The organism is Streptomyces sp. NPDC056835, assembly GCF_042789485.1.
In the GTDB taxonomy this organism is placed as follows: Bacteria; Actinomycetota; Actinomycetes; order Streptomycetales; family Streptomycetaceae; genus Streptomyces.
The window spans coordinates 1-23,511 of sequence record NZ_JBHUBB010000030.1 but is presented as its reverse complement, the minus strand read 5'-3'; the positions used below and the strand labels follow the sequence as shown (position 1 = coordinate 23,511).

Sequence of the window (23,511 nt, the reverse complement as noted above, 5' to 3'; positions counted from 1 at the left end):
ACGACTCGGTTTCGTTCACTTCCACCCTTCTTTGGTTCGCGGGGGGGGGGGGCCGGGGGGGGGGGGGGGGGGCGGTCCGGCCCCCCCCCCCCCGACAGGGCCCCCACACCGCGCGTTACCCGTCCCACGCAAGAACAAGAAAGGCAAGACGATGAGGTCTTCAGGATCTCCGAGAGCCCGCCGGCACCGCACCGCGCTGCGTACCGCGGCGGCAGCGCTCTCCCTGGCCGCGGCGGCCATGCTGGCCGGCTGTGCCAGCGCCGACACCACCACCAAGTCCGCCTCCCCGCGGTCGGGGTTCGAACCGGCCGCGCAGAAGGACGGCTCGAAGATCACGGTGTGGGCCGACTCGACCCGGCTGCCGTCCGTGCAGGCGTACCAGAAGGCGCACCCGGACGTGAAGATGGAGATCGTCACGTACGACGGCGGCGCCGACGGCTCGACGTATCTCCAGTCGAAGACGCAACTGTTCGACCGGACCGGCAGCGGCTGGCCGGACGTGGTGTTCGGCTCACCCACCGACGTGACCTGGGCGTCCGAGCCCACCAAGCCCGGCGCACAGCCGTTCGCCGCGCCCCTGGACCAGGGGCTCGTACCGAAGAGCACGCTCGACGGCTTCGCCAAGGGCTCCCTCGCACCCTGCGAGTTCAACGGCCACACCTACTGTCTGCGCAACGACATCGCGCAGGTGGTCCTCTGGTACAACAAGTCCCTGATGGACAAGTGGGGATACCAGGTCCCCACCACCTGGGAGCAGTACGCGGCCCTGGGCAAGCGGGTCGCCAAGGAGCACCCCGGCTATCTCGTCGGCTCGGTCGGAGACACCAACTCCTACGAGTCGTACTTCTGGGCCTCCCAGTGCCCGGCGTTCACTCTCAAGGATCCGGACACCCTGCGCAGCGACCTGACGGACCCGAACTGCACCCGCATGGCGACGGTGCTGGACGATCTGATCTCGGCCAAGGCCGTCACCACCAAGGGCTTCTTCAGCCAGGGCTTCGCCAAGGAGAGCGGCGGCAAGGTCCTGATGGCGTACGGCCCGTCCTGGTACGGCCAGTACCTGTTCAAGACCGCCTTCGAGACCCCGGCCAAGCAGATCGCCGTGGGCTCTGCGCTGACCTGGCCGGGAGAGACCACGCCCACCACCGGCAACGTCGGCGGCGGCGTGTGGATGGTGTCCTCGCACAGCGCCAACCTCAAGGCGTCCCGGGATCTGGTCACCTGGCTGACCACCTCCGACGAGAACCAGGCGTCCGCGCCCACCTATCCGGCGTACGCCCCGGCCGCGGAAGCGTGGCTGGCCAACCCGGTCAACAGTGACTACTTCGCCAACGACGTGAGCAAGCCCTTCCAGGAGGCCGCGGACGAGGTGTGGACCGGCTGGGCGAACACCAGGTTCCCGACCGCCACCACCTGGTCCAGCGTCGTACTGCCGGCCCTGACCTCCGGCAAGAGCCTGACCTCGACCCTGCCTGCCTGGCAGCAGGCGATCAGCGACGAGGCGAAGGCCCAGGGATATCAGGTGGTCAAGGAATGACACTGCTGGAGACCGAGCGCGTCGCCGTCTTCCCCCTCCGCCGCGGCACCGGGCCGCGGCGGCGGGGCGGCGGCCCCGCGGGCTACTTCTTCGTCGCCGGATACGCGCTGCTGCTGCTCGCCTTCGGCGTCTTCCCCACCTGCTACTCGTTCTATCTGGCGCTCACCAACGACCGCGGCCAGTTCACCGGGTTCAACCAGTTCCTGAAGGTCGCCCAGGACTACCGCTTCGTCCCGGCCTTCACCCACATGCTGATCTATCTGGTCATGTGGCTGATCGTGCTGGTCGTCCTCGTCGTCCTGGTCGCGGTGGTCCTGCGCAGCCGGGTGCGGCCGGGCACCTCGGCGCTGTTCCGCTTCCTCTACTACATTCCCGGCGCCCTCGCCGGGGTCGCCAGTGTGCTGGTCTGGCTCTTCATGCTGGACCCGGACGTCAGCCCGGTGTCCTGGCTGCTCACCAGCATGGGGATGGACAGCTTCGCGGCCGTGCTCGCGCCCGGCAATCTGCCGCTGATCCTGATGCTGATCGCCTTCTGGACCGGCGCCGGCGGCTGGATGGTCGTGATGTACGGGGCGCTGAACAACATCCCGGACGAGGTACTTGAAGCCGCCCGGATGGACGGCGCGGGGCCCTGGCGTACCGCCTGGCACATCCAGATACCCATGATCCGGCAGTGGATCGTGTACATGACGATCATGGCCTTCGCCACCGGCACCCAGCTCTTCGTCGAGCCCCAACTGCTCCAGACCGCCAGCCTCGGCAGGGTGAGCCCCTCGTGGTCGCCCAACCAGCTCGCCTACGTCTACGCCTTCCAGCAGGGCGACTTCAACGGCGCCGCCGCCATCTCCGTCTTCCTGCTGGCGCTCGGACTCATAGCCGCCGGGCTGCTGGTCGCCCGCTCGAACCTGTTCACGTTGGATGAGAAATGACCCGATCCGCACTTCCGCCGGCGGCCATGGGCCGACGCGCCCGGCCCTCCCGGGCCGCCTCCCTCCTGATCGTGGGCCTCCTGCTGGCCGTGCTGCTGGTGTTCTTCGTACTGCCGGTGATCTGGCTGCTGCTCGCACCGTCGAAGACCGCGGGCCAAGTGGTGCACGACAATCCGCTGTCCTTCGGCTCGTTCCAGCAGATCGGCACCGCCTGGCAGCACTTGTTCGACTTCCAGGACGGCGCGATGGCCACCTGGCTGCGCAACTCGGCGATCTACTCCGGCGGATCGCTCATCCTGACGCTGGCCGTCAGTGTGCCGGCCGGGTACGCGTTGGCCCTGACGAAGTTCCGGGGCCGCAAGACACTGCTGACCATCACCCTGGTCACGATGATCATGCCGCAGGCGACCCTGGTGCTGCCGATCTTCCTGGAGCTCAACCGCTTCCATCTGATCGGCACCGTCTGGTCGGTGATCCTGCCCTTCTCCTTCTATCCGTTCGGCGTGTACCTGGTCTACATCTACTTCGGGAGCAGCCTGCCCAGGGACCTGCTGTCGGCCGCGCGGATCGACGGCTGCACGGAATGGCAGCTCTTCTCCCGTATCGCGCTGCCGCTGGCCAAGCCGGTGGTCGGACTGGTCGCGTTCTTCAGCTTCGTGGGCAACTGGAACAACTTCTTCCTGCCGTACCTCGTCCTGCCGAACAGCGAGCAGTTCCCGGTCCAGGTCGGCCTGAACCAACTGCTGACCTCCACCCCGTCGTTCAACCCGGTGGCCGGCGCCGGGCTGAACATCACCATTCCGGAACTGGCCCTGGCGATTCTCGTCGCCATCCTGCCCGTTCTGGTGCTCTTCCTGTTCTCCCAGCGCACGCTGGTGTCCGGGATGCTCGCCGGAGCGACCAAGGAATGAACGTCTGACGGCGAGTACCGTCCGGCTCAGGACGCGGTGTGGTTAGGGGTGGCTTCCAGCAGTCGTCGGCGTACTTCCTTCTCCTGGGCCCGCCGCGCGGTGACATCCCGGATGACCGCCCCGACATGGCTCGCGTCGCCGTCGGAGTCGGTCAGCAGCACCACGCTGAACTCGATGGAAATGGTCGAACCGTCCGCGGTCAGCGCGGGAACCGCCAGGAGGTCGTTGTCCCCGTACTTGCTGGCGCCGGCGGCCATGGCGGCCGCGAAACCGTCCGAGTGCCGCTGCCGGTGCTTCTCGGGGATGATCACATCCAGATCGCGACCGGCGACCTCGGCCGCCGAATAGCCGAAGATCCGCTCCGCTCCCCGGTTCCAGTAGCGGATCAGCCCGTCACGGTCGACGATCACCAGACCGTCGGGGGCCCGTGCCGCCATCGCGAGTATCACTTCGGGGTCCAAGTCTCCCATGACGCCTCCGAGTTGTGATGATCCATCGCCGACACTCCATGGAGCGCGCACACGAGTGTATACAGTCGACCACGCTTCGGGCGATGGCCGGGCGGAAAGGGCCGCGCCCGGACCGCAGCCATGAAACACAAATGGTGCCGACCGAGATTCGGCCGGCACCATCAGTGCTTGTATCGCTGGTGTCCGAGGGGGGACTTGAACCCTCGCCTCGGGCACCAGCCTTTGTGTGCTCTGACCTGCGGGAACGCCCACCGAACGGCGGTATTTTGGCGGGCGCTTCTCCGGTTCTTTCCTGCTTTTTCCTGCGGCTTCCGGGTGCTGTTGGTCATGCGTTGGTCACGTGACCAACCGTCCCGCTCATGACGGAAGAGTTGAGTACCGCTCAATGCTCGCTCGGCCCGTGGACCGGTCGAGTAGGCGCAGCTCCCACGGTCCGGTGTTCACGTCGAAGTCCTTTCCGAACCCCACCCACTTACCCGCCATGCGTCGGCCTGTCGGCTCGATCAGCATCTGAATGGCGCCGTGATAGCGGGCCCCCTGGTAGTAGCCTTCGGCCGCAGTCTGTTCGGTCCAGGTGCCCGTGATGACGTTCCGGTCCACGGTGAGATCCAGAGACAGGGGGCTGTCCGGGTTGGTCGACGCGCCGGGCAGGCTCTGAGCTGTCAGCCGGTTGCCGTGCTGGACGATCACGATGTGGTGCTTGCAGTCGAACGTCTCGTCACGGCTGGACGAGTAGAACTCGTACCGGGACAGCCAGATACCCGCGTACTCGCCCTGAGCCTCAGCCTCCGGGCTTGCGACAGCATCGGGGGTACCGAGTTCCCCTGCTTCCATGTCGTGGCCTCCTGCGCCGTCTGAGTGGACGCGGGTCATGGGGATGGCGAATCCCAGCGACTCGGGAGCGCGGCCTGTGAACCGCTTCAGCGCCCGCGCGTACAGCGGGCGGCACGTCCTGGTCTCCCCGGACTCCCAGCGTTGCACGAGTCGCTTGGAAGCGTCGTTCGGCTCCCCCAGCTCCTCGCCCGCACCGCGTAGCCCCTGGGCGAATTCGTCCTGGCTGAGGTTCATCGACTTGCGTACTGAGGTCAGCACGTCATTAGGGATTCGCTCACGCTCGGCCGTGGTCGTCATGATCTGAGGCTAGCCACGCCGCGCCTCTAATGACACCGGTTTGACGCCCTCGGCGCGACGCCGACATGACGCCCGAGGGACGCCGGAACCGTCGCCGCAATGGTCACGGCCGATCCGGAACATAGTCGTCATGTCCATCCGCATCAGCACCTACAAGGTGAGAGCAGACGGTACGCAGACCGAGCCGCAGACCCTCTACGAGGGAGAGGGCGGGGAACCCCTCGCTACTGGCTTGATGCCCCCGTGCCTGTGCCCCAAGTGCCGAAGTGGATGGCAGGACCGGAGCACATCCGACCCCCGATTACGTGGAGGCCAGCCAGCATGAGTACGGCAGTAGTGATCCGCGACCCGAAGGCGTACGTCACCCCGGACGTGTGGGAGCGGGAGGTGACGCTCCTTCTCCGGAACCCGGACAACACCCGTGAACTGGCGGAGGCCAAGTTCGGGCAGGCCGTCGCCTACCTGGTCACGTGCGGGGAGAACCCGGACCTGCTCATGGGTCCGTCCAAGCAGGTGGACGAGGCGTGGCACTCGTTCATGCTGGACTCGATCCCGTACCACCACTTCACGGACCGGCACTTCGGCCGGTACATCCACCACGTTCCCGAACTGGGGGACGGGCGCGACGCGAAGGACGGCGGCCCGCTGGTCCTGGAACGGACGATCAACGCCATCAAGGCGGCCGGGTTCGAGGTCGACCCCGACCTGTGGGGCATGGAGAGCGTGGCCGACTGCAACCAGTGCCACGCTGGATGCCACGACTCACCCAAGTAGGACTGAACCGCACATGAGTTGGGGCCCATCCCCGTAAGTTGGGGCCGGGCCCCACTCCCGGGAGAGGAACACTGCATGTCATTGGCTGAGTCCTGGGACAGGTACGCGGTCGGTAGTACGCCCCGTAGGTCCGAGAACGCCAACGGAGACACGACCTGGCTCAACTGGACTCAGTACGCCGATCACGGGCCGAACGAGAGCCTTCTCGGTTCTGTAGCCGGGCGCCGAGTGTTGGAACTCGGCTCGGGGAGCGGAAGCAACCTGGCACACCTGGTGACCCTCGGCGCGTCCGGTCTCGGGGTGGACATCGCCCCCGCCCGTGAAGCTGTGGCACGGGAGCGCTGGGGTGATCTGCCAGGACTTGAGTTCCGCACGGCGGAGGCGACGGCGTTCCTAAGCGGGACGGACCAGACGTTCGATGTTGTGCTCTCGATCTTCGGTGCCGTCTGGTTCGTCGATCCGGAGACTCTGCTCCCACTGATCCGGGCGCGCATGGCAGCGGGTGGCATTCTGGCGTTCTCGCACCTGCCTGCCGGAAGTCAGGGTCCGCGACCAGGCAGGGCGGGTCTGCGGTACGACCACAGCCCAAGCGAATGGGAGCGCCTCCTCGCCGGCCACGGATTCATCGGTGCGTGCGCATCCGTCATCGACCCGCCGGAAGGCAGGACCGTAGGCACGATGCTCGTTCGTGCGGTAGCTCCCTGACCCTGTCCGGCCGGACATGACGATGCCCCCGACGCGTACGTCAGGGGCTTGTCAGAACGGCTGTGCGCCTGCCTCAGGCGCTCTCACCGATGTGCCGGTACAAGGTGGCCCGCGAGATCCCCAGGGCCTTGGCGATGGCGGTGACGCTCTCGCCCTTGGCGTGCCGGGCACGGGCTACGGCTAGCTTGTCGTCGTCCACCACGGTGGGGCGTCCCCCGTGGTTGCCCTTGCGGGCCGCAACGTCCAGCCCTTCCAACGTCTTCTCCCGGATGCCTTCCCGCTCGACTTCCGCGCTGACGGCTAGGACGGCGAAGACGATGGCTCCAGCCCCGTTCGGGTCGTACACGCCCGTGAGGGGGCCGGAAAGGAGTTCGAGTCGGATGCCGTCCGCTTGGAGGGTGGCGGACAGGGACATCAACTCTGCCGCGTTGCGGGCGAGTCGCTTCATCTCGACCACGGTGAGGATGACGGCTTGCCCGGGTGCGGCCTGCCTGAACTCCCGCGCGAGGGTGAGGGCCTTCTCCAGCTCGGGCCGTTCCTTCACACGGGTACTGATCTTCTCGGAGAACACGCGGGTGCACTGGGCCCCGGCAAGGGCGTCCAGCTGGGACTGGAGTTCCTGCCCCACCGTGGAGCACCGGGCATAGCCGAGCCGGATCGCTGCGCCCGGTGCGGCGTCGGGCGCCTGCGGTACTGGTGCGCCCGCCGTCCATGCGTCACCAGGCTGCCGGTCGGCCGGTGTCTTGATGGTGAGTTCTGCCTTCAAGGCGGGCACGAGGGCGAAGCGCCCCGTGTGGTAGTTGGCTGCCGCCTTGCCCGCGCCGGTACGGCAGGGGCTTCCTGCGGGGGCCTGACACTTGGGGCAGTCGTGACGCTCGACCTGTTCGGCCGGGGTGATCTTCTTCGGCATGGCCAGACCGTCTGGTTTATGAGACGCCCTGTCCTGTCACCCTGGTGGGCGCTGTCGCGCCCGTTGAAGTCTGCCCGTGCTGGTCAACGGCAAGGCGCTGCACGCCTGTCTCTCGGCCTGTCGTGCTGCCCTCGACCGCAGGCAGGCTCACGTCTCGCCGGGCGCTCAGCGTGGCGCACAGCCGTTCGCCTAGCAGTGCAGTCGTACGTGTCGGCGGACCGAAGAGCGACGGCGAAGGGGTGGGGTATGACCCCTTGAGGGGTGAGCCGCAACCGCCGTGTCTTAGCAGCTCAGAATCTGCCACGGTTCCAAGGGTCGCCAGGGCGGCGGCGAAGAGAAGCGTAAGAGGAAACCAACAGGTCAAGGCAATGGTGAGGCTCTAGCCGGCGGTGGAAGCCTGCATGAGTGCGAAGGCTTTCGAGGCTTGGCGTAAATGTCTTCGCTCCGTGGCCGCGTAGCGGCCTCCGAGGGGAAGCGCCTTGCCCTGTGGCTTCGCTCTTTGGGGGCGCGACAGTGCCAAGCCTGAGTGGTTTCCCGGTCTTCCTGATGTCGGCCCCTGCGGGGCCGCACCGTCGAAGCGTCTTCGCTCTGTGGCGGCGGAGCCGCCCCCCGCTGCTTCCTCTTCCGCCGTTGCGACTTGCGTAGATGGGGCGCTGTCGCGCCCCGGCTTCCCTTCGCCGCTGCACGTGAAGACGTACGCGACTTGGGCTGGTGGCCCCCTTCGGGGCTCGTGCGTGAGGCCAAATAGATAGAGAGGTAACGAACGTTTCCCGGGTCAACCCCTATATCGGTAGTCGTGAGGCGGTTACTGGGTACGTTCGTGGGAGTTACCTACCGGTCTTTGTGGATGCGGCAGGGCACGGATGCGCCGCTCCCCTTCTGGAAGAGGTGCCCCGACAGGACGAGGCAGGGCACGCCCGATCGGGGAGAGATGAGGCTGAGCCGCTGGGTCGTGGTCGAGGAGGGCAACACCTACCGGCTGCGCAAGCTCACCAAGGACGGCGACGACAACGCCGTCATCTACGTGGACCAGTCCGTGATGAACGTCCTGAAGTGGCAGAGGGAACGCCAGAACGCGGAGCGGGAACGGCTCGGCTCGGCATGGGTGGACAGTGATCTCGTGTTCGCCCGCGACGGCTTCAAGCTGTACCGGGGTGAGGCGGGCGGGCCGCAGGACCCCGAGAAGGTCTCGGCACGGTGGCGCACCCTGCGCAACCGGCTGCACCTGCCCGAGGACTTCCGCATCCACGACTGGCGGCACAGCAAGGTCACGAATGACCTGGAGGCCGGGGAGAACCCCGTCGAGGTCTCTGCCAACGTCCGGCACCACTCGCCGGGCTACACCATGGCCCGATACGGGCACTCACGTAAGGACGGAGCGCGGCGGCTGGCCGCTTCCGGAGCGGGCCGACTCGGCCTGTCATCCCTGGTCTGACCAGGGGATTCGCTCGGCTGTTGGTCACGTGGTTGGTCACGCCACAGCCCAGTAACGCAGAAAACCCCACGTGAAGTGGGGTCTCGGCTGGTGTCCGAGGGGGGACTTGAACCCCCACGCCCGATAAAGGGCACTAGCACCTCAAGCTAGCGCGTCTGCCATTCCGCCACCCGGACCAGGTGTCTGACGGGCGGCCCCGGGCCGCTCCGACGTGGAAAACCATAGCAAACATTCGGCGGTGCCCGATCACGGCCCGTTCCGGGGGACGGCCCGGATGACGGCCCCGGTGGTGGCCGGGTTACGGCGTGGGCGGCGGACCTTGTGACGGGCGTATGACAGGCCGGGGCCTGCCTTGGGGAGCGGGGGCGGATCGCGGGAGTATGTGGGGGACCACCAGCGAGGACCACCAGCAACGACCGTGGGAGTGAGCAGCGTGAGCGAGCCGAACGCGGGCAGGACCGTCTCGGGCGAGGACGAGGTCGTCGACCTCTGCCGTGATCTGATCCGGATCGACACCAGCAACTACGGAGACCACTCAGGACCGGGAGAGCGGGCCGCCGCCGAGTATGTCGCGGAGAAGCTCGCCGAGGTGGGCCTCGAACCCCAGATCTTCGAGTCCCACAAGGGCCGTGCCTCCACCGTCGCCCGGATCGAGGGCGAGGATCCCTCCAGGCCCGCGCTGCTCATCCACGGTCATACGGATGTCGTCCCGGCCAACGCCGAGGACTGGCGCCACCACCCGTTCTCGGGTGAGATCGCGGACGGCTGTGTCTGGGGCCGGGGCGCGGTCGACATGAAGGACATGGACGCGATGACCCTCGCCGTCGTACGGGACAGGATGCGCAGCGGCCGCAAGCCCCCGCGCGACATCGTGCTGGCCTTCCTCGCCGACGAGGAGGCGGGCGGCACGTACGGGGCGCGGTATCTCGTAGACAAGCACCCCGGGCTCTTCGAGGGCGTCACCGAGGCGATCAGTGAGGTCGGCGGCTTCTCCTTCACCGTCAACGAGAATCTGCGGCTCTATCTCGTCGAGACGGCGCAGAAGGGCATGCACTGGATGCGGCTGACCGTGGACGGCACCGCCGGGCACGGCTCCATGACCAACAACGACAACGCCATCACCGAACTGTGCGAGGCCGTGGGGCGGCTCGGCCGCCATCAGTGGCCGGTGAGGGTGACCAAGACCGTACGGTCCTTCCTGGACGAGCTGTCTGACGCGCTGGGCACCCCGCTCGACCCGGAGGACATGGACGCCACGCTCGCCAAGCTCGGCGGCATCGCGAAGATGGTCGGCGCCACCCTGCGCAACTCCGCCGCGCCCACCATGCTCGGCGCCGGCTACAAGGTGAATGTGATCCCCGGCCAGGCGACCGCGCATGTCGACGGCCGTTTCCTGCCCGGGTACGAGGAGGAGTTCCTGGCCGACCTCGACCGGATCCTCGGCCCGCGCGTCAAGCGGGAGGACGTGCACGGCGACAAGGCCCTGGAGACCAGCTTCGACGGCAAGCTGGTGGACGCCATGCAGACCGCGCTGTCGGCCGAGGACCCGATCGCGCGGGCCGTTCCGTACATGCTGTCGGGCGGCACCGACGCCAAGTCCTTCGACGACCTCGGCATCCGCGGCTTCGGGTTCGCCCCCCTCAAGCTGCCGCCGGAGCTGGACTTCGCCGGGATGTTCCATGGTGTGGACGAGCGGGTACCAGTTGACGGCCTTCAGTTCGGTGTGCGGGTGCTGGACCGTTTCATCGACCACAGCTGACAACGGAGTTGAGGGTTCCGGTAATCGACAGCGTGTGCACGCGCGACTGAAAAGAGTGAATGCGACCATACGCTCGTAGCCTCATTACTTCCTCCTCGTTACAGGTGTGCGGTCCGCGGCTGGGACCGCATTTGCCAACAAGGAGGAACAATGATCAAGAAGGTCGTCGCTGCTGCGGCTGTTACTGGTGGTCTGGTGCTCGCGGGTGCGGGTATGGCCGTCGCCGACGCGGGCGCGCAGGGTGCCGCTGTCGGTTCTCCCGGTGTCCTCTCGGGCAACGTGGTCCAGATCCCGGTCCACGTTCCGGTGAACGTGTGCGGCAACACGATCTCCGTGATCGGGCTGCTGAACCCCGCCTTCGGCAACGTGTGCGTCAACCACTGACGTCGGATATGACGTCGTATCTCTCACACTTCGTGAGGGTCTGAGCCCGAGTGGCCCCGGAGTGCGCGCCATGCACTCCGGGGCCGCTGGGCATCCTGCCCCGGCACCGATGCCCAGGGCAGCTCCGCAAGGCAAAAGGCAGGGATCGAAGCTATGAGGCAGGTCACGCGCAAAGGCCTGATCACCGTGGCGGCCGCGGGCGGCGTACTCGCGCTCAGCGGCGGCTACGCACACGCGGACTCGGGAGCGAGCGGCACCGCCGCGAACTCACCGGGGGTGCTGTCCGGCAACAACGTTCAGGTTCCGGTGCATGTCCCGGTCAACGTGTGCGGGAACACCGTCGATGTCGTCGGGGTGCTCAACCCCGCCTTCGGCAACAGCTGCGCCAATGTGTCCGGCAAACCGTCCGGCGGCGCACCCGGTCGTACGCATGGCGGGGACCATGACGGCGGATACGGCGGCGGCTCGCATCCGGGCGCCACACACACCGTGCCGGCCGGCGGTTCCCACGCGGGAGGCGGCGCGGCCGACTCTCCGGGCGTCGGCTCCGGCAACTCGGTCGAGGTGCCGATCGACATCCCCGTGAACGCCTGCGGGAACACCGTCGATGTCATCGGCCTGCTCAACCCCGCCCTTGGCAATGGCTGCGCGAACGACGCGCCCGTCCACCCGCCGGCCAAGCCCGAGCAGCCCGCCGAGCCCGGAGAGCCGGTCGCGCCGCACAAGCCCGGTACGCCGCCGACCGACCGTGCGATCGTCCCGCCGGCGCCGGGCGGGCCCAGTGCCCCGAACACCCCCGAGACGCAGACCGTCGCACAGCCCGAGGGCACCGACGTCCTCGCGCAGACCGGTGCGGGCGCGCTCGGGATCGCGATTCCGGCGGGCGCGGGACTGCTCCTCGCGGGCACGGTCCTCTACCGGCGCTCCCGGTCCCGTTCCGCCGCGTAGTCACCTGACCGCGCACCGTACGTAAACAGGCGGAAAAGCGACCGAAAACGGAACAGGGTAGGACAGGGGCGGGCCTCGCAACAGCGGGGCCCGTTCCGTCGTACTCACCCTCACCAGGTGGCGCGCACCTGACGGATGATGCGTCGGCGCAGCCGCACTCTGCGACTGCCGTCCCGGTGCAGGCTCAGACGGTCCAATTCCCAGTGCCCGTACTCGGCGTGGTCGGTGAGCAGACGCGCCGCTTCCTTGCGGGAGACCCCGCGCGGCACGTACACATCGACAAATTCGTATTCCGGCATCGCATCTATTGTGCGGGCAGAGCCCCGGTACGGATAGCGTCTGCACTATGTCTGATGCTGCGCAGCCCACCGCTGCCGAGGTACGCGCTGCCGCCGAGGCGGTCAAGGTAGCTCTGGACCGCCATCTCGCGGCGGTCGAACACCGCACGGGTGAGGACGACCCGGCTGTCTCCGAAGCGTTCAACGCCCTCGCCGTCGCGGCCGAGGTCTATGACGAGCGGCTTTACAACCGGTACGACGAAGTCACCCCCTTCGAGATCCCGGACCCGGACGACTCACTGCCGCCCTACAACGGTCCCGAGGAGCCCAACGCCCTCAGCGTGCTGATCCGGCGTGACTACGCGGTCGTGGAGCCGCAGCGGCTGCTCGCGCAGGCACAGCGCATCGCCGAAGTGGAAGGGGACACCGACAACGGAGGTGTGGTCGGCGGCAGTGTGCACGCCGCCCTCGGTGTGCTCTTCGGCGAGTACGAACCGGACGAGATCGCCTCCCGGCACAAGGAGTTCGGCCTTGAGGAGGGCGACTCCACCCTCTGGGTGTCGGCCGCTGACGATCTCCCTGAGCCGGGGGAGTGGCTTTCTGCCCCCTTCGACCAGGCCGACCCCCAGCAGGTGGTCTGCCGCTTCGATGTCAGCGCGGTCTTCGACGAGGACGATCTCGACGCGGACATCGACGACCTGGAGGAACAGGACGCCTGACGTCGTACCGCCCGCGCCGAGCCCTGGTGGGCGCGGCGCGGGCGGTACGACGTCGCGGGCGGTACGGACGTCATGGACAGAACACCGGGTCAGCGCGGGGCGGGTCAGCCCCGACCGGGTCAGCCCGGCTGCGCCGCCGGGGTCGGCAGGCTCTCGATCAGCAGGCTCTCGATCAGCAGGCTCTCGATCAGCGGGCGCAGTCTGGTCGTGCGCTCCTGGGACGGGACGTCCGTCACGGCGCGCGCAAGCGCCTGGTCGACGCCGTGCACCACGGACAGATGGCGGTCGCCCCGACTGAAGGCCGTATAGACCCATGGGCGGCTCAGCCCCCGCGCGGCGTCGCCGGGGAGCACCACGACCGCCGCGGGCCAGCGCATCCCCGCCGCCTGGTGCGCGGTGAGCGCCCAGCCGTGGCGTACGGCCGACTCGACCCGGTCCCTGGGCACGACGACCTCCGCGCCCCCGCAGTCGAGACGCAGCCCCTCGGTGTCCGCGGAGACCACCGCCCCCTGGAACGTCCTGCCGGGCGACGGTACGTAGGCGATCCTGTCCCCCGGATCGAAGCCGCCGAACCGGCCTGGACCGGGGTTGAGCCGCTGCTTGAGCGCCGTATTCAAGGCGCGGGTGCCGGCCGAGCCGCCATGGCCCACGGTGATCACCTGCGTCTGCCCGGCGTCCACCCCGAAGGCGCGCGGCACCGACTCGGCCACCAACTGCACCGCGCGGTGCACCGCTTCGCCCGCGTCCCGCACCGGAACGATCACGACCTCCTTGCCGGGGGCCTCGACCTGATGCAGCTCACCGATGCCGATGCCCGAGACCAGCTCGCCGATCGGCCCCGGGTCGGGGGTACGGGAGGCGAGCTGCGGGCACACCCGGGCGGCCAGCAGATCGGCGAACACCCGGCCCGCGCCCGCCGACCACAGGACTCCGGGGTCACCGCTGAGGACGAGACGGCTGCCGTCGGGCAGTGACTCGACGATCATCGCGGCCGTCTCGACATCGAGCTGTGGCGCGTCCAGCACGATCAGGAGATCGAGCGCGAACATGCCGTCCGCGTCGCGTCCGGGGCCTTCCGCGCCCGCCAGCAGCCCGGCCACGGTAACGGCCCCCGCCGTCGCGTCCAGTCGGTCGCGGCCGTTCTCGCTGTGTGCCGCGACGACCGCGCGCACCCCGAGCGAGCGGGCGGCCCCGGCCAGGGCGACCGGCTCGGCGCGCGCGGCCTCACCGCCGGTGTGCAGGACGAGCCCATGGCCGGCGACCGCGCGGATCAGCTCCGCCGCCGCGCGCGGGGCCGCCGCCGCGGCCTCGTCCCAGGAGTCGTCGGGCCCGGTCTTGACCAGCCGCGCGAGCCCGTCGGCGAGGCTCTCCTCGGCGAGCGCGTACCGGTCGAGTCCCAGCAGCACCGGGGCCGGCGGACCGGCCTCGGCCGCGTCGGTACCGTCGGCCGGCTCCTCGCCGGCTACGGCCTCGGGAGCATCCACGCCGGCTTCGGAACCGTCCTCGAAGCCGTCCTCGAAGCCGCCTCCGAAGCTGTCCTCCGCGCCCTCCTGGAACACCAGAACCGCGCCCTCGGCAATCGCGTGCCGCACCGCCTCGTGAGGGTCGGGCACCGCGTGCTCGGCCAGCGTGCCCCGTACCGACGCGGCCTCCAGCGCGGTATGCCCCTGGAGCGCGGTCCGTTCCAGCAGCCAGCCGACGAGCGCGGCGGCCCGCCGTTCGTCACCGGGGCCGCATGCCGCCCCGAGCAGGGCCCGCGCGAACCCGTCGGCCTGCTCGGGCCGTACCCCGGGGACAGCGAGCAGCTGCCACGGGTCCTCACGCAGCACCTCGGCCGCCTGCTCCCCGAGCGCGGCGGCGACCTGCCCCGCCAGCGCCTCCGGCGCACCGCCCTCCGCCAGCACGGTCCCTACGGCGGACACCGCCTCGGCCGGGACAGCGCGCACAGCCGACGCGGGCGCGGACGAGAGACCCGACGGGAGACCCGCAGAGGGGCCCGAGGGCGCGGCCGACGCGGCCTCAGCGGCGCGTGGAGACGGCTCGGCGCGCTCCGGGGCGGCGGACGCGCGCGGGCCCAGCAGGGACCGGTCCACGGGCGCGCCGCTCTCCACGGCCCGTACGGCGGCGAGCAAGTCGGCGGCCTGCCCGCTCAGTTTCGTGCCCGCGGCGATGGGACCGGCCTTCTCCGCCTTGCGCTGCTCGATCCGCTCCCGCAGCTCCCGCTGGGCGGCCAGCTCGGCAGCGGCCTCGGACACCTCGGCCGCGACGGTCTCGGCCGTCTCGCCCTCGGCCACGGCACCCTCGGCCGTCTCGCCCCCGTCCGTCGCGCTCTCTCCGGCCGGCGCGTCCGCGCCGGGGCCGTCCGCGTGCTCAGCGGCGTTCTCGGCCGCCCCCGGGGCGGTGTCGCGGTCCGTACTCACAGCGTGCTCCAGTCCTGGTCGGGATAGCGGTGCACGGGCGCCGACACATCGTCGAGCGCCTGGCAGATCTCGTCAGGAAGACTAAGGCTCTCCACTGACAGAGCGGCCGTGAGCTGCTGCGCGTTGCGCGCGCCGATGATCGGCGCCACCACCCCGGGACGGTCCCGCACCCACGCCAGCGCCACTTCCAGAGGGGTCGTGGCGAGCCCTTCCGCCGCTGTCGCGACCGCGTCCACGATCCGGCTCGCCGCCTCGTCCAGATACGGCTCGACGAACGGGGCCAGCAGCTCGGAGGCGCCCCGGGAGTCGGGCGGTGTGGTGTGCCGGTATTTGCCGGTGAGCACCCCGCGCCCCAGCGGTGACGAGGGCAGCAGCCCGACCCCCAGATCGATCGCGGCCGGCAGCACCTCCCGCTCCACCCCGCGCTGCAGCAGTGAGTACTCCATCTGACTGCTGGCCAGCCGGGTCCGTATACCGGGCGAGGCAAGCTGCCAGGTGGCGGCCTTGGCCAGCTGCCAGCCGCAGAAGTTCGACACCCCCGCGTATCTGGCCCGCCCGCTGGTGACCGCGATGTCGAGCGCGTGGAGGGTCTCCTCCAGCGGCGTGCCGGTGTCGAAGGCGTGGATCTGCCACAGATCCACATAGTCCGTGCCGAGCCGTTCCAGGGACGCGTCCAGCGCGGCGAGCAGATGCCCGCGCGAACCGTCGAAGCGCCGGTAGGGGTCCGGCACACTCCCGGCCTTGGTCGCGATGATCAGATCACGGCGCGGAACGAGCCGTTCGACGAGTTGACCGAGCAGATATTCGGCCTCCCCGCCGCCGTACACGTCCGCCGTGTCGATCAGCGTTCCGCCCGCTTCCCAGAAGGCCTTCATCTGGTCGGCGGCGTCGTGTTCGTCGGTGTCCCGTCCCCAGGTCAGGGTGCCGAGCCCGATTCTGGACACGCGCAGGCCGGTTCGGCCGAGATGCCTCTGCTCCATGGCTGCTGAGATTACTGGCCAGGACCCCACGCGGAGAGAGCCTGTGGACAACCCGCCCCTGACGGATCCCCGTATCGCGCGCTAGAGTCCCGGGCACAGGGACGTTACTCATCGGTAAGGGAGTGGTTATGCGGCTCGGCATCAACCTCGGGTACTGGGGCGCGGGGATGGACGGCGACAACCTCGCCGTCGCGCAGGAGGCCGACCGGCTCGGCTACGACGTCTGCTGGGCGGCCGAGGCGTACGGCTCCGACGCGCCGACCGTACTGAGCTGGGTCGCCGCGCAGACCGAGAGCATCGACGTCGGCTCCGCGATCCTCCAGATCCCGGCGCGCCAGCCCACGATGACCGCCATGACCGCCGCCACCCTGGACTCCCTCTCCGGCGGCCGGTTCCGGCTCGGCCTCGGCGTCTCGGGACCGCAGGTCTCCGAGGGCTGGTACGGAGTGAAGTTCGACAAGCCCCTCGCCCGTACCCGGGAGTACGTGGAGATCGTCCGCAGGGCCATGACCCGCGAGCGGCTGTCGTACGAGGGCGAGCACTGGACGCTGCCGCTGCCCGGCGGCCCCGGCAAGCCGCTGAAGCTCACCGTGCACCCGGAGCGTGAGCGTATCCCGCTCTACATCGCCGCGATCGGCCCCAAGAACCTGGAGCAGACCGGCGAGATCGCCGACGGCGCGCTGCTGATCTTCCCCTCGGCCGAACACCTGGAGGACACGGCGATCCGGCATCTGCGGGTGGGCCGCGAGAAGGCCGGGCTGACCATGGAGGGCTTCGACGTCTGTCCCACCGTGCCGATCGCGGTCGGCGACGACATCAACGCACTGGCCGACGTCTTCCGCCCGTACACCGCGCTCTATGTGGGCGGGATGGGCAGCCGTAAGCAGAACTTCTACAACCAGCTCGCGCGGCGCATGGGATACGAGAAGGAGGCCACCGAGATCCAGGACAAGTACCTCGCCGGCGACAAGAACGGCGCGGCGGCGGCCGTACCGCACGAGCTGATCGACTCGACCACGCTGCTCGGCTCCGTGGAGCGGATCGCCGACCGGATGGGGGCGTACGCCGCCGCCGGTGTCACCACGCTGACCCTCGCACCGTCCGGTTTCACGCTCGACGAGCGGATCGCCGCGCTCCGCGTCGGGACGGAAGCCCTGGAGCGCGCCGGGCTGGTGTCGTAGCCGGCGGCAGCGTGGTCAGCGGCAGTCACGGTCAGTGGCGGTCATGGCCGGTGGCTGTCATGGCGAGGTGGCGGCCGTAGCCCGTAGCCGGTATAGCCCGAACGGGCTACCGGACCGGCGTGCCCGAACGCGAAGTCCGCGGTGAGGTACGGAGACGTACGAAGGCGCCCGGGCGGAAGTCTGCGGCCGTGGTGGGGGCTCGGGGGGTCTTCCCCGCCACGGCCGTCATGTACGACAACGCGTCCGGGCCCCGCTCGGTTACGCGCCGGGGCCTCCTTCGCGCTCCTTCTTTCGGCTTAGCCGGCCGGCGTAGCTGTTGCCTGTTCCCTCGCACCCCATTTGACTCGGTTTCTGCGGATGTCTGTATGGAGGTGGCAGTGATGCTCTCGGCCCGAAGCCTGTTCCAGGAAATCCTGGACGACGATCGTTCCTTCCGGCTCTTCTGCTCCATCGCTGCCAGCGGCGAAGCCCAGGGAGGGTGGGAGAACGGCCGGATCGCGGCTCTGGTGCCGGAGTCCATGCGGGATCTCGCTCCGAAGATCGCCCGGCACGGCGCCGACGAGGACAAGCACGGGCGGATCTTCAACGCCCTGCTGCGCAAGCGCGGTCTCCAGCCGGTCGCGGTGCCCGCGGAGACGGACTACACCACGCTGCTTGAGCGGCAGGGAATCGGGCTCACCCACACGAAGCTGCGCCGTGACGAGCCGCTGACCGAGGAGGACATCCTCGTCTATCTCTCGCACAGCCGGATCACCGAGCAGCGGGCCGCCGACCAGATGGTGATGCTGGTCAGGTACTTCGGCGACAACCCTGAGGTCGGCAAGGCCGTCAAGATGATCAGCAATGACGAGGACAACCATCTCGCCTACTGCCACGAGGAGTTGCTGCGGCTGGCCCGCGCGGGCCATGGCCGTGCGATCCAGCGCACCCTGCGGCACTGCGCCCTGTCGGAGATCAGGACCTACCGTCAGGTGAGTCTCGCGGTGATGGGCCGGATGGGCCGGATCCTGGGCTGGCCGGCGCCCAAGTCGGCGGCGCTCGCGGCGGGGATCCACGCCATCTACGCGTATGAACGGCTCATCGGCTGGCGCCGGATGGTCACGCTCGTGATGCCGGAGCGGCGCGACGCGCTCGGCGGGTCCGCGACCGCCGCGCCGGCCTTCTGAGCCCCGAGCCCCGGCCCGAGCCCCGGCCTGAACCCCCGCCCCCGCCTTCTGCGCCTCTGAATTTCCAAACCCCTGACAGATGGCGGGTCAGAGCCAGCCGCGACGCTTGAACGCCCGGTGCAGCCCGAAGACCACGACCACCATGAAGGCGATCACGGCCGGGTACGCCCACACGTACCTCAGCTCGGGCATGTGCTTGAAGTTCATGCCGTAGATCCCCGCGACCAGCGTGGGAACGGCGGCCATCGCCGCCCACGCCGAGATCTTCCGCATGTCGTCGTTCTGCCGCACCCCCATCTGCGCGAGATGCGCCGCCAGGATGTCGGAGAGCAGCCGGTCGAGCCCTTCCACCTGCTCATTGGCGTGCAGCAGATGGTCGTTGACGTCCCGGAAGAACGGCTGCGAGCCCGTGTCGACGAATGGCACCCCGGGGACCGCCAGCCGGGCCATCGGGGAGGCGAGCGGCCCGGTGGCCCGGCGGAACTCCATCACCTGCCGCTTGAAGTTGTAGATCCGTTCCGCGGTCGACGCCGCCGAGCCCGTCCCGGACCCCGGTCCTGACCTGGACGGCGACCCGGATCCACCGTCGCCCCCGTTCGGCGCGAAGACTTCCGCCTCCAGCTCCTCCAGATCGAGCTGGAGCTCCCCGGCCACCTCGATGTAGTGGTCCACGACCGCGTCGCTGACCGCGTACAGGACCGCCGTGGGGCCGTGCTTGAGGACTTCCGGCTCCGATTCGAGCCGCTGCCGTACGGCAGCCAGCGGAGCGCCCTCGCCGTGCCTGACCGTCACCACGAAGGAGTCTCCGACGAAGACCATCAGCTCGCCCGAGGAGACGATGTCGTCCTCCGGCTCGTACCGCACCGGTTTGAGGACCATGAACAGCGAGTCGTCGTAGATCTCCAGCTTGGGCCGCTGATGCGCGGTGAGCGCGTCCTCCACGGCCAGCGGATGCAGCCCGAACTCGCTGCTCACGAGGTCGAACTCGTGAGCCGTGGCCTCGTGCAGCCCGAGCCAGAGGAACGCGTCGCCCGTGGCGCGCGCCTCGTCGAGGGCGTCGGAGAAGTCGGCGGGGCCGTCGGTACGGCGTCCGTCGCGGTAGATGGCACAGTCCACGATCACGGCGGGCATTCTCCCCCCTCCGCATCCCGCCCGCATCCCCCGGGCACGTACCGGCCCATGACGCTGCCGTACCGACCGCCTACCCTGGCGGGCATGGCCACGTTGATCCTCGTACGTCATGGACGGTCCACCGCCAACACCGCGGGGCTGCTCGCGGGCTGGACGCCGGGGGTCGCCCTCGACGAGCGCGGCGCCGCCCAGGCCGCGGCGCTGCCGGCACGGCTGGCGAGGGTGCCGATCGCCGCCGTCGTCAGCAGCCCGTTGCAGCGCTGCCGGGAGACCCTTCAGCCGCTGCTGGACGCCCGGCCGGAGCTGGTGGTCCAAACCGACGACCGGATCGGTGAGTGCCACTACGGCGACTGGTCCGGCCGCAAGCTCGCCGAACTGGCCGACGAACCGCTGATGACGGTCGTGCAGCAGCATCCCTCGGCCGCCGTCTTCCCCGGGGGCGAGTCGATGCGCGCGATGCAGGCGCGCGCGGTGGAGGCCGTACGGGAGTGGAACGCGCGCGTCGAGGAGGAGCACGGCGAGGACGCCGCCTTCCTGATGTGCTCGCACGGGGACATCATCAAGGCGCTCGTGGCGGACGCCCTGGGCATGCATCTCGATCTCTTCCAGCGGATCCATGTGGACCCCTGCTCGGTCACGGCGGTCCGCTACACCCGGCTGCGCCCCTTTGTGCTGCGGCTCGGTGACACCGGCGATCTCGCCGGGCTGGCGCCGAGGGAGAACACCGGCGGCGGCAGCGGGGTCGTGGGAGGCGGAGCGGGAGCACCGTGATCGCTCCGCGCAGTAGGGTGGACGCGCCGTCCGCGTGATCCCGGGGTTTCCGGGACCCGCGCCCCGCCCATTGCCCTCCCGGCCCATTGCCATGACCGATGTGCCGTTACCGACGAATTCCAAGGGAGATCAGGACGTGTCCCGTCAGGTGTTCCTCTACGACCCACCGGACCGCTTCGTGGCCGGTACGGTCGGGCTGCCTGGACGCCGTACGTTCTTCCTACAGGCTTCCGCCGCAGGGCGCGTCACCAGCGTCGCCCTGGAGAAGACCCAGGTGGCCGCGCTCGCCGAGCGGATCGACGAGCTGCTGGACGAGGTCGTACGCCGTACCGGCGGCAATGCCCCCGTACCCGCCATGGCGCCCTCGGACGTCTCCGACTCCGCGCCGCTCGACGCCCCGGTGGAGGAGGAGTTCCGGGTCGGCACGATGGCGCTGGCCTGGGACGGCGACGAACAGCGCATGATCGTCGAGGCCCAGGCGCTCGTCGAGCTGGACGCCGACACCGACGAGGATCTCGCCGAGGCCGAGGAACGACTGCTCCAGGACGAGGAGAACGGTCCGCCGATGCTCCGCGTCCGGCTGACCGGCGCCCAGGCCAGGGCCTTCGCCAAACGTGCTCTGGACGTGGTCAACGCCGGCCGCCCGCCGTGCCCGCTGTGCAGCCTGCCGCTCGACCCGGAAGGACACGTATGCCCGCGCCAGAACGGATACCGCCGCGGAGCGTGACACCGGTCGATCTCCTCGCCAAGGGCGAGCTGACGGTGCTCGGACGTATCCGCGAGGCGTCCAACGCGGTGCTCTACTGCTCCGTCTCGTACGAGGGCGAGGAAGCCCACTGCGTCTACAAACCCGTCGCGGGCGAGCGGCCCCTGTGGGACTTCCCCGACGGCACGCTGGCCCAGCGCGAGGTGGCGGCGTACGAGGTCTCCGAGGCGACCGGCTGGGGGCTGGTGCCCCCGACCGTGCTGCGTGACGGCCCCTATGGCGAGGGCATGTGCCAGCTGTGGATCGAGGCGGACACGGACGGGACCGCGGCGCCGCTGCTGGCCCTCGTGGAGGACGAGGAGCCGGGCGAGGGCTGGAAGGCGGTCGGCCTCGCCGAGGTGGGCGAGGGCGAGACCGCCCTGCTGGTGCACGCGGACGACGAGCGGCTGCGCCGCCTCGCCGTGCTCGACGCGGTGATCAACAACGGCGACCGCAAGGGCGGCCATCTGCTGCCCGCGCCCGAGGGGCGGCTGTACGCCATCGACCACGGCGTCACCTTCAACGTCGACGACAAGCTGCGCACCCTGCTCTGGGGCTGGGCGGGCGAGCCCCTGCCCGCCCAGACGCTGGAGGTGCTCGGCAGGCTGGAGGAGGCCCTTGGGGAGGGCGCGCCCCTCGCCACCCGGCTGGCCGAACTGCTCACCGTGGCCGAGACCGATGCCATTCGGTCCCGTGTGGGTGAACTGCGCCACACGGGCCGCCATCCGGAGCCCTCCGGCCAGTGGCCCGCGATCCCCTGGCCACCGGTCTGACCACGGCGTGAGACCGGCACGGGCACGGGTCGTGCGACCTGGGGCGCCCGGGGCGCCGGTCCCGCCGCGAGGCCCGGACAGGCCGGCGGCGGATCGCGCAAGAGCGCCCAACCGGCCAGTACCACCCATCCGGTTCGTATGCGGAACCTGCATCCGGTTACGCTCATGTCATGTATGCCTGGCCCGCTTCCGAGGTCCCCGCCCTGCCTGGCAAGGGCCGCGACCTCAGGATTCACGACACCTCGACCAATGGCCGAGTCACCCTTGAGCCCGGTCCCGTCGCCCGTATCTACGTCTGCGGCATCACGCCGTACGACGCGACCCACATGGGTCACGCGGCGACCTACAACGCGTTCGACCTCGTTCAGCGCGTGTGGCTCGACACCAAGCGGCAGGTTCACTACGTCCAGAACGTGACCGATGTCGACGATCCGCTGCTGGAGCGGGCGCGGCGCGACGGCGAGGACTGGGTCGGGCTCGCGGAGCGTGAGACGGCGCTCTTCCGGGAGGACATGACCGCCCTTCGGATGCTGCCGCCCCAGCACTACATCGGCGCCGTGGAGGCGATACCGGGCATCGTGCCGCTGGTGGAGCGGCTGCGTGACGCGGGGGCCGCGTACGAACTCGACGGTGACGTCTACTTCTCGGTCGAGGCCGACCGGCACTTCGGCGAGGTCTCACGCCTCGACGCCGAAACCATGCGGCTGCTCTCCGCCGAGCGCGGCGGCGACCCCGACCGGCCCGGCAAGAAGAACCCCCTCGACCCGATCCTCTGGCTGGCCGCGCGTCCCGGCGAGCCGAGCTGGGACGGGGGCAGCCTGGGCCGCGGCCGGCCCGGCTGGCACATCGAGTGTGTGGCCATCGCCCTGGACCATCTGGGCATGGGCTTCGACGTCCAGGGCGGCGGCAGCGATCTGGCCTTCCCGCACCACGAGATGGGCGCCTCGCACGCGCAGGCGCTGACCGGCGAACACCCGTTCGCCCAGGCCTATGTGCACGCCGGGATGGTCGCCCTGGACGGCGAGAAGATGTCCAAGTCCAAGGGCAATCTGGTCTTCGTCTCGACGCTGCGCCGCGAGGGCGTGGACCCGGCGGCGATCCGGCTCGCGCTCCTCGCGCACCACTACCGCTCCGACTGGGAGTGGACGGACCAGGTGCTCCAGGACGCCGTGGAGCGGCTGGCGCGCTGGCGGGCCGCCGTGTCGCGGCCCGACGGGCCCTCGGCCGAGGCGCTGGTCGACGAGATCCGTACCGCGCTGGCGGACGATCTGGACGCTCCCGCGGCGCTCACGGCCGTCGACCGCTGGGCGGCGCTCCAGGACACCACGGGCGGTACGGACGAGGGAGCGCCCGGAGTGGTGTCGCGCGCGGTCGACGCGCTGCTCGGCGTCGCGCTGTAGGGATTCCGCGTGTACCCGGTACGGGAGCGGGGCGGTGCCGAGAAGGCACCGCCC

23 protein-coding genes and 1 tRNA gene are annotated in these 23,511 nt (G+C 69.6%); 16 read left to right on the top strand and 8 right to left on the bottom strand.

Features of this window, described 5'->3' with window-relative positions; translation table 11 throughout:
• The first annotated feature begins 151 nt into the window (after positions 1-151).
• The 3 genes from ACFRMN_RS29115 to ACFRMN_RS29105 are packed head-to-tail and all read left to right on the top strand — an operon-like array spanning position 152 to position 3,377.
• Entirely contained in the window at positions 152-1,537 is a 1,386-nt protein-coding gene (locus tag ACFRMN_RS29115) for an ABC transporter substrate-binding protein (protein WP_383024772.1), read from the top strand.
• Entirely contained in the window at positions 1,534-2,466 is a 933-nt protein-coding gene (locus ACFRMN_RS29110; protein WP_383024769.1) for a carbohydrate ABC transporter permease, read from the top strand. The genes ACFRMN_RS29115 and ACFRMN_RS29110 overlap by 4 nt, the downstream gene beginning before the upstream one ends.
• Complete coding sequence (locus ACFRMN_RS29105) at positions 2,463-3,377, top strand: carbohydrate ABC transporter permease (protein ID WP_383024766.1); 915 nt, start codon at positions 2,463-2,465, stop codon at positions 3,375-3,377. Before ACFRMN_RS29110 ends, ACFRMN_RS29105 begins: the two co-directional genes overlap by 4 nt.
• Positions 3,378-3,403: 26 nt before the next feature.
• Here ACFRMN_RS29105 and ACFRMN_RS29100 read toward each other — a convergent pair whose 3' ends face one another.
• Together ACFRMN_RS29100 and ACFRMN_RS29095 are read right to left on the bottom strand one after the other, a co-directional pair.
• On the bottom strand, positions 3,404-3,847 hold the full coding sequence (locus ACFRMN_RS29100) for a PAS domain-containing protein (RefSeq protein WP_383024763.1): 444 nt from the start codon (positions 3,845-3,847) through the stop codon (positions 3,404-3,406).
• 357 nt (positions 3,848-4,204) lie between these two features.
• The gene (locus ACFRMN_RS29095; protein WP_383024761.1) at positions 4,205-4,978 is read right to left on the bottom strand and encodes a helix-turn-helix domain-containing protein; all 774 of its coding nucleotides are present in this window, start codon (positions 4,976-4,978) and stop codon (positions 4,205-4,207) included.
• A gap of 321 nt (positions 4,979-5,299) precedes the next feature.
• Here ACFRMN_RS29095 and ACFRMN_RS29090 point away from each other — a divergent pair, with 321 nt between their 5' ends.
• Positions 5,300-5,752, top strand: a complete 453-nt coding sequence (locus tag ACFRMN_RS29090) for a glycine-rich domain-containing protein (protein ID WP_383024758.1) — start codon at positions 5,300-5,302, stop codon at positions 5,750-5,752.
• 75 nt (positions 5,753-5,827) lie between these two features.
• Complete coding sequence (locus ACFRMN_RS29085) at positions 5,828-6,457, top strand: class I SAM-dependent methyltransferase (RefSeq protein ID WP_383024755.1); 630 nt, start codon at positions 5,828-5,830, stop codon at positions 6,455-6,457.
• A 73-nt stretch (positions 6,458-6,530) separates the two neighbouring features.
• Here the strand turns inward: ACFRMN_RS29085 and ACFRMN_RS29080 are convergent, their stop codons facing one another.
• The gene (locus ACFRMN_RS29080; RefSeq protein WP_383024754.1) at positions 6,531-7,367 is read right to left on the bottom strand and encodes a recombinase family protein; all 837 of its coding nucleotides are present in this window, start codon (positions 7,365-7,367) and stop codon (positions 6,531-6,533) included.
• 931 nt (positions 7,368-8,298) lie between these two features.
• Here ACFRMN_RS29080 and ACFRMN_RS29075 point away from each other — a divergent pair.
• Positions 8,299-8,802, top strand: coding sequence for a hypothetical protein (locus ACFRMN_RS29075; protein WP_383024751.1), 504 nt, complete (start codon positions 8,299-8,301; stop codon positions 8,800-8,802).
• Between the two features lie 88 nt (positions 8,803-8,890).
• On the opposite strand, the gene ACFRMN_RS29070 is transcribed toward ACFRMN_RS29075, so the two are convergent.
• A tRNA-Leu gene (locus ACFRMN_RS29070) sits at positions 8,891-8,978 on the bottom strand.
• 257 nt (positions 8,979-9,235) lie between these two features.
• Here ACFRMN_RS29070 and ACFRMN_RS29065 point away from each other — a divergent pair.
• The 3 genes from ACFRMN_RS29065 (at position 9,236) to ACFRMN_RS29055 (ending at position 11,893) form a co-directional block, all read left to right on the top strand.
• Positions 9,236-10,561: a M20/M25/M40 family metallo-hydrolase gene (locus ACFRMN_RS29065; RefSeq protein WP_383024749.1), complete on the top strand. Its 1,326-nt coding sequence runs from the start codon at positions 9,236-9,238 to the stop codon at positions 10,559-10,561.
• Positions 10,562-10,711: 150 nt separating this feature from the next.
• Positions 10,712-10,945 carry a chaplin ChpH gene (chpH, locus tag ACFRMN_RS29060; protein ID WP_383024747.1) on the top strand — a complete coding sequence of 78 codons (234 nt, stop codon included), beginning with the start codon at positions 10,712-10,714 and terminating at the stop codon, positions 10,943-10,945.
• Positions 10,946-11,098: 153 nt separating this feature from the next.
• Positions 11,099-11,893 carry a chaplin gene (locus ACFRMN_RS29055; RefSeq protein WP_383024744.1) on the top strand — a complete coding sequence of 265 codons (795 nt, stop codon included), beginning with the start codon at positions 11,099-11,101 and terminating at the stop codon, positions 11,891-11,893.
• A 110-nt stretch (positions 11,894-12,003) separates the two neighbouring features.
• On the opposite strand, the gene ACFRMN_RS29050 is transcribed toward ACFRMN_RS29055, so the two are convergent.
• Positions 12,004-12,192, bottom strand: a complete 189-nt coding sequence (locus tag ACFRMN_RS29050) for a DUF5703 family protein (RefSeq protein ID WP_030354641.1) — start codon at positions 12,190-12,192, stop codon at positions 12,004-12,006.
• Between the two features lie 47 nt (positions 12,193-12,239).
• Between ACFRMN_RS29050 and ACFRMN_RS29045 the strand changes: the two genes are divergently transcribed.
• A complete protein-coding gene (locus tag ACFRMN_RS29045; RefSeq protein ID WP_383024740.1) occupies positions 12,240-12,890 on the top strand; it encodes a hypothetical protein in 651 nt (216 codons plus the stop codon).
• A 119-nt stretch (positions 12,891-13,009) separates the two neighbouring features.
• Here ACFRMN_RS29045 and ACFRMN_RS29040 read toward each other — a convergent pair whose 3' ends face one another.
• Both ACFRMN_RS29040 and ACFRMN_RS29035 read right to left on the bottom strand, forming a co-directional pair.
• Positions 13,010-15,322, bottom strand: a complete 2,313-nt coding sequence (locus ACFRMN_RS29040; protein WP_383024972.1) for a helix-hairpin-helix domain-containing protein — start codon at positions 15,320-15,322, stop codon at positions 13,010-13,012.
• Entirely contained in the window at positions 15,307-16,290 is a 984-nt protein-coding gene (locus tag ACFRMN_RS29035) for an aldo/keto reductase (RefSeq protein WP_383024737.1), read from the bottom strand. The genes ACFRMN_RS29040 and ACFRMN_RS29035 overlap by 16 nt, the downstream gene beginning before the upstream one ends.
• Positions 16,291-16,418: 128 nt before the next feature.
• Here ACFRMN_RS29035 and ACFRMN_RS29030 point away from each other — a divergent pair, with 128 nt between their 5' ends.
• Positions 16,419-17,471: an LLM class F420-dependent oxidoreductase gene (locus ACFRMN_RS29030; RefSeq protein ID WP_383024734.1), complete on the top strand. Its 1,053-nt coding sequence runs from the start codon at positions 16,419-16,421 to the stop codon at positions 17,469-17,471.
• A gap of 380 nt (positions 17,472-17,851) precedes the next feature.
• Positions 17,852-18,637: a ferritin-like domain-containing protein gene (locus tag ACFRMN_RS29025; protein WP_383024731.1), complete on the top strand. Its 786-nt coding sequence runs from the start codon at positions 17,852-17,854 to the stop codon at positions 18,635-18,637.
• 87 nt (positions 18,638-18,724) lie between these two features.
• Here the strand turns inward: ACFRMN_RS29025 and ACFRMN_RS29020 are convergent, their stop codons facing one another.
• A complete protein-coding gene (locus ACFRMN_RS29020) occupies positions 18,725-19,768 on the bottom strand; it encodes a magnesium and cobalt transport protein CorA (RefSeq protein WP_383024729.1) in 1,044 nt (347 codons plus the stop codon).
• Positions 19,769-19,852: 84 nt separating this feature from the next.
• Between ACFRMN_RS29020 and ACFRMN_RS29015 the strand changes: the two genes are divergently transcribed.
• The 4 genes from ACFRMN_RS29015 (at position 19,853) to mshC (ending at position 23,457) form a co-directional block, all read left to right on the top strand.
• Positions 19,853-20,539, top strand: coding sequence for a histidine phosphatase family protein (locus ACFRMN_RS29015; protein WP_383024726.1), 687 nt, complete (start codon positions 19,853-19,855; stop codon positions 20,537-20,539).
• Positions 20,540-20,675: 136 nt separating this feature from the next.
• Positions 20,676-21,266, top strand: coding sequence for a DUF3090 domain-containing protein (locus tag ACFRMN_RS29010; protein WP_030354633.1), 591 nt, complete (start codon positions 20,676-20,678; stop codon positions 21,264-21,266).
• The gene (locus tag ACFRMN_RS29005) at positions 21,230-22,057 is read left to right on the top strand and encodes an SCO1664 family protein (protein WP_383024723.1); all 828 of its coding nucleotides are present in this window, start codon (positions 21,230-21,232) and stop codon (positions 22,055-22,057) included. Before ACFRMN_RS29010 ends, ACFRMN_RS29005 begins: the two co-directional genes overlap by 37 nt.
• A gap of 170 nt (positions 22,058-22,227) precedes the next feature.
• On the top strand, positions 22,228-23,457 hold the full coding sequence (gene mshC, locus ACFRMN_RS29000) for a cysteine--1-D-myo-inosityl 2-amino-2-deoxy-alpha-D-glucopyranoside ligase (protein WP_383024720.1): 1,230 nt from the start codon (positions 22,228-22,230) through the stop codon (positions 23,455-23,457).
• The last annotated feature ends 54 nt before the right edge of the window (positions 23,458-23,511 follow it).

What these genes read in the sequence shown, in the direction of transcription:
- ACFRMN_RS29025 (WP_383024731.1), top strand. Translation starts at nt 17,852, where the DNA reads ATGCTCTCGGCCCGAAGCCTGTTCCAGGAAATCCTGGACGACGATCGT.
- ACFRMN_RS29055 (WP_383024744.1), top strand. Translation starts at nt 11,099, where the DNA reads ATGAGGCAGGTCACGCGCAAAGGCCTGATCACCGTGGCGGCCGCGGGC.
- ACFRMN_RS29045 (WP_383024740.1), top strand. Translation starts at nt 12,240, where the DNA reads ATGTCTGATGCTGCGCAGCCCACCGCTGCCGAGGTACGCGCTGCCGCC.
- chpH (WP_383024747.1), top strand. Translation starts at nt 10,712, where the DNA reads ATGATCAAGAAGGTCGTCGCTGCTGCGGCTGTTACTGGTGGTCTGGTG.
- ACFRMN_RS29110 (WP_383024769.1), top strand. Translation starts at nt 1,534, where the DNA reads ATGACACTGCTGGAGACCGAGCGCGTCGCCGTCTTCCCCCTCCGCCGC.
- ACFRMN_RS29115 (WP_383024772.1), top strand. Translation starts at nt 152, where the DNA reads ATGAGGTCTTCAGGATCTCCGAGAGCCCGCCGGCACCGCACCGCGCTG.
- ACFRMN_RS29075 (WP_383024751.1), top strand. Translation starts at nt 8,299, where the DNA reads ATGAGGCTGAGCCGCTGGGTCGTGGTCGAGGAGGGCAACACCTACCGG.
- ACFRMN_RS29005 (WP_383024723.1), top strand. Translation starts at nt 21,230, where the DNA reads ATGCCCGCGCCAGAACGGATACCGCCGCGGAGCGTGACACCGGTCGAT.
- ACFRMN_RS29015 (WP_383024726.1), top strand. Translation starts at nt 19,853, where the DNA reads ATGGCCACGTTGATCCTCGTACGTCATGGACGGTCCACCGCCAACACC.
- ACFRMN_RS29020 (WP_383024729.1), bottom strand. Translation starts at nt 19,768, where the DNA reads ATGCCCGCCGTGATCGTGGACTGTGCCATCTACCGCGACGGACGCCGT.
- ACFRMN_RS29100 (WP_383024763.1), bottom strand. Translation starts at nt 3,847, where the DNA reads ATGGGAGACTTGGACCCCGAAGTGATACTCGCGATGGCGGCACGGGCC.
- ACFRMN_RS29105 (WP_383024766.1), top strand. Translation starts at nt 2,463, where the DNA reads ATGACCCGATCCGCACTTCCGCCGGCGGCCATGGGCCGACGCGCCCGG.
- ACFRMN_RS29090 (WP_383024758.1), top strand. Translation starts at nt 5,300, where the DNA reads ATGAGTACGGCAGTAGTGATCCGCGACCCGAAGGCGTACGTCACCCCG.
- ACFRMN_RS29050 (WP_030354641.1), bottom strand. Translation starts at nt 12,192, where the DNA reads ATGCCGGAATACGAATTTGTCGATGTGTACGTGCCGCGCGGGGTCTCC.
- ACFRMN_RS29095 (WP_383024761.1), bottom strand. Translation starts at nt 4,978, where the DNA reads ATGACGACCACGGCCGAGCGTGAGCGAATCCCTAATGACGTGCTGACC.
- mshC (WP_383024720.1), top strand. Translation starts at nt 22,228, where the DNA reads ATGTATGCCTGGCCCGCTTCCGAGGTCCCCGCCCTGCCTGGCAAGGGC.
- ACFRMN_RS29030 (WP_383024734.1), top strand. Translation starts at nt 16,419, where the DNA reads ATGCGGCTCGGCATCAACCTCGGGTACTGGGGCGCGGGGATGGACGGC.
- ACFRMN_RS29035 (WP_383024737.1), bottom strand. Translation starts at nt 16,290, where the DNA reads ATGGAGCAGAGGCATCTCGGCCGAACCGGCCTGCGCGTGTCCAGAATC.
- ACFRMN_RS29080 (WP_383024754.1), bottom strand. Translation starts at nt 7,367, where the DNA reads ATGCCGAAGAAGATCACCCCGGCCGAACAGGTCGAGCGTCACGACTGC.
- ACFRMN_RS29085 (WP_383024755.1), top strand. Translation starts at nt 5,828, where the DNA reads ATGTCATTGGCTGAGTCCTGGGACAGGTACGCGGTCGGTAGTACGCCC.